Here is a 2,904-nt window from a genome sequence, read left to right on the forward strand (position 1 = left end):
GGGTCCCCACCGGACCTGTAGGAGCGAGGCTTGCCCGCGAATAGGGTTTTGGATCAGCGTGCAGTCAGTTCGATAACGCAGCACGCGCCATTGCTGGCGACTTCAATCAACCCATTGTTACCGTCAAGCTGCAGGCAGTCGTGGTGACCGAGCTGCGAAGCGTTGTTACCGACCTTCACTTCCAGCGCGTCACTGACACTGAACACCAGCACACTCCCCGCCTCGCTGAAAAACCGCTGCTCGCCTTCCAGCCACTGCAACCGCGCGCTGTAACGCTGCGGTGCATAGATCAGGTTGAAGTCGCGGATCGGTCCGCCGAGCAGTGTGCAGGCAACCTTGCTCTCACCACTGAAGGCGAATGGGTCCAGCGGTAACAGCGGGCGGGTGTCGCTGCCGTCGACGGACAGGGTCATGCCGTCGCCCTGCAACACAGTGATGATCCGCTCGTAACCGGCAAAGGTGGAAAACCCACCGGACTCGCCAATGTCGGCAATCGACAGGCGCCAGCCGAAGCCATCCAGGCCGGTGCCGGCATCGCGGGTGATTTCTTCGGTGCTGCCGCCGCCGTTTTTCCACGGCATGCGCGGATAGTCTTTGGCGCGTAGAACTTTCAATACATTCATTTGTGGAACCGACCCTCGAGACGATGACGGGAACCCGGGTGAATCAGACGAGCGGCGGTCACCGGTTGACGGCCAGACCAGGTGCGGCGGCGAATCAGCAGGCACGGCTCGCCCTTTTCAATCTGCAGCAACTTGCATTCGGACGACTCGGCCAGAATCGCCTCGACCACGTGCTCGCCTTCGGTCAGCGGCGCGACCTGGTTCAGATAGGCGTACGGGGTTTGCAGGGTGAAGTCCTGCTTGAGGTATTCCGGCGCCACCAGCGCGTTGACGAAGCGGTCTTCGATCTGCACCGGAATGTCGTTTTCGAAATGCACGATCAGCGAGTGGAACACCTTCTGCCCTTCGCGCATGTCCAGCGCCAGCGCGCGCTCGGAACCGGCGGCCTCTTCCTCCAGAGTGATGACCTGGCAGGTATGGCGATGGCCGCGGGAGGCGATTTCGTCGGCGATGTTGTGCACTTCGAACAGCGCGGACTGGCTTTTGGGCTCGGCAACGAAGGTGCCGACGCCCTGCATGCGCACCAGCAAACCATCGGCGGTCATCTCGCGCAGGGCGCGGTTGATGGTCATGCGGCTGAAGCCCAACTGGCTGACCAGCTCGCTTTCCGACGGAACGCGGTAGTGCGGCGGCCACGCGCCGCTGTCGATTTGCTGGGTGATCATTTGTTTGACGCGGGCGTACAAGGGCGCCGGACTGTCGCCCATGTTCGCGGCCAACGGAGAGACTGGAGGCGGAGTCGGCACGATGGATCCTTGGTCGTTTGGTTGAGATTGCTAGCTTGCCGGAGTTTACCGGGCAGGCAAACGTCTGTATATGTATATACAAATAACACACGATGGGGTGCTGAACCATGTCCGCCTTCTTTGCCGAACGCGCGCTGCTGCCTAGTGGATGGGCCAACAATGTACGTCTTGAGGTCAACGCCGAGGGCGTGCTGACCCAAATCCAGGCCGATTCCCATGCAGATGGTGCCGAACGGCTGAGCGGCCCGCTGTTGCCGGGCATGCCGAATCTGCACTCCCACGCCTTCCAGCGGGCGATGGCTGGCCTTGCGGAAGTGGCGGGCAATCCGAACGACAGTTTCTGGACCTGGCGCGATCTGATGTATCGCCTCGTCGGAAAGATCAGCCCTGAGCAACTGGGTGTCATCGCTCGCCAGCTGTACATCGAAATGCTCAAGGCCGGTTACACCTCCGTCGCCGAGTTTCACTACGTGCACCACGACACCAGCGGCCAGCCTTATGCCGATCCGGCCGAGCTGGCCTTGCGTATCAGCCAGGCCGCGACCGACGCCGGCATCGGCCTGACCCTGTTGCCGGTGCTCTACAGCCACTCAGGTTTCGGCGGCCAGACGCCGAACGAAGGCCAGCGCCGTTTCATCAACAGCACCGAGAACTACCTGAAGCTGCAATCGCGCCTGCAACCTCTGCTGGCTCAGCAGAAAGCTCAGTCGCTGGGATTGTGTTTCCACTCGTTGCGCGCGGTCACGCCGCAGCAGATCAGCGACGTGCTGGCGGCCAGCGACAAGCAATGCCCGGTGCACATCCACATCGCCGAGCAGCAGAAGGAAGTCGACGACTGCCTGACCTGGAGCGGCCGCCGCCCCCTGCAATGGCTGTACGAAAACGTCGAGGTCGATCAGCGCTGGTGCCTGGTTCACGCCACCCACGCCAACCCGGAAGAAATCACGCTGATGGCCAAGAGTCGCGCCATCGCCGGCCTGTGCCTGACCACCGAAGCCAACCTCGGCGATGGGATTTTCCCGGCAGTGGATTTCCTCGCCCAGGGCGGACGCATGGGTATCGGTTCCGACAGCCATGTGTCCTTGAGCGTGGTGGAAGAATTGCGCTGGCTGGAATACGGCCAGCGCCTGCGCGATCAGCGGCGTAACCGCCTGTATGGCGCGGATCAGCCGATGGTCGGCCGCACGCTGTTCGATGCCGCACTGGATGGCGGTGCCCAGGCGCTGGGTCAGGCGATTGGGGCATTGGAAGTCGGCAAGCGCGCAGATTGGCTGGTGCTGGACGGCAGTGATCCGTATCTGGCGACAGCGAGTGGTGACGGGATTTTGAATCGCTGGTTGTTTGCCGGTGGTGATCGTCAGGTGCGTGATGTGCTGGTCAACGGCCAGTGGGTCGTGCGTGATGGGCGCCATGCCGGGGAAGAGGAAAGCAGCCAGGCGTTTACCCAAGTCCTGCGCGACCTTCTGGGCTAACACAAAACAAAATGTGGGAGCGGGCTTGCTCGCGAAGGGGCCGTGTCAGTCGACATATCTGTT

At 62.0% G+C, this 2,904-nt stretch carries 3 protein-coding genes; 1 reads left to right on the forward strand and 2 read right to left on the reverse strand.

Going from position 1 to position 2,904, the window contains the following annotated elements; translation table 11 throughout:
* Positions 1-53: 53 nt before the first annotated feature.
* On the reverse strand, positions 54-623 hold the full coding sequence (locus ACW9JE_RS30030; protein ID WP_457434825.1) for a HutD/Ves family protein: 570 nt from the start codon (positions 621-623) through the stop codon (positions 54-56).
* A complete protein-coding gene (gene hutC / locus ACW9JE_RS30035) occupies positions 620-1,330 on the reverse strand; it encodes a histidine utilization repressor (RefSeq protein WP_175376584.1) in 711 nt (236 codons plus the stop codon). The genes ACW9JE_RS30030 and hutC overlap by 4 nt, the downstream gene beginning before the upstream one ends.
* A 146-nt stretch (positions 1,331-1,476) precedes the next feature.
* On the opposite strand from hutC, the gene ACW9JE_RS30040 reads away from it, so the two are divergent.
* Positions 1,477-2,841 (forward strand): formimidoylglutamate deiminase, encoded by a 1,365-nt coding sequence (locus ACW9JE_RS30040; RefSeq protein WP_224540349.1) that lies wholly within the window; start codon positions 1,477-1,479, stop codon positions 2,839-2,841.
* Positions 2,842-2,904 lie beyond the last annotated feature (63 nt).

The organism is Pseudomonas sp. SDO55104_S430, assembly GCF_054070595.1.

What these genes read in the sequence shown, in the direction of transcription:
- ACW9JE_RS30040 (WP_224540349.1), top strand. Translation starts at nt 1,477, where the DNA reads ATGTCCGCCTTCTTTGCCGAACGCGCGCTGCTGCCTAGTGGATGGGCC.
- hutC (WP_175376584.1), bottom strand. Translation starts at nt 1,330, where the DNA reads ATGGGCGACAGTCCGGCGCCCTTGTACGCCCGCGTCAAACAAATGATC.
- ACW9JE_RS30030 (WP_457434825.1), bottom strand. Translation starts at nt 623, where the DNA reads ATGAATGTATTGAAAGTTCTACGCGCCAAAGACTATCCGCGCATGCCG.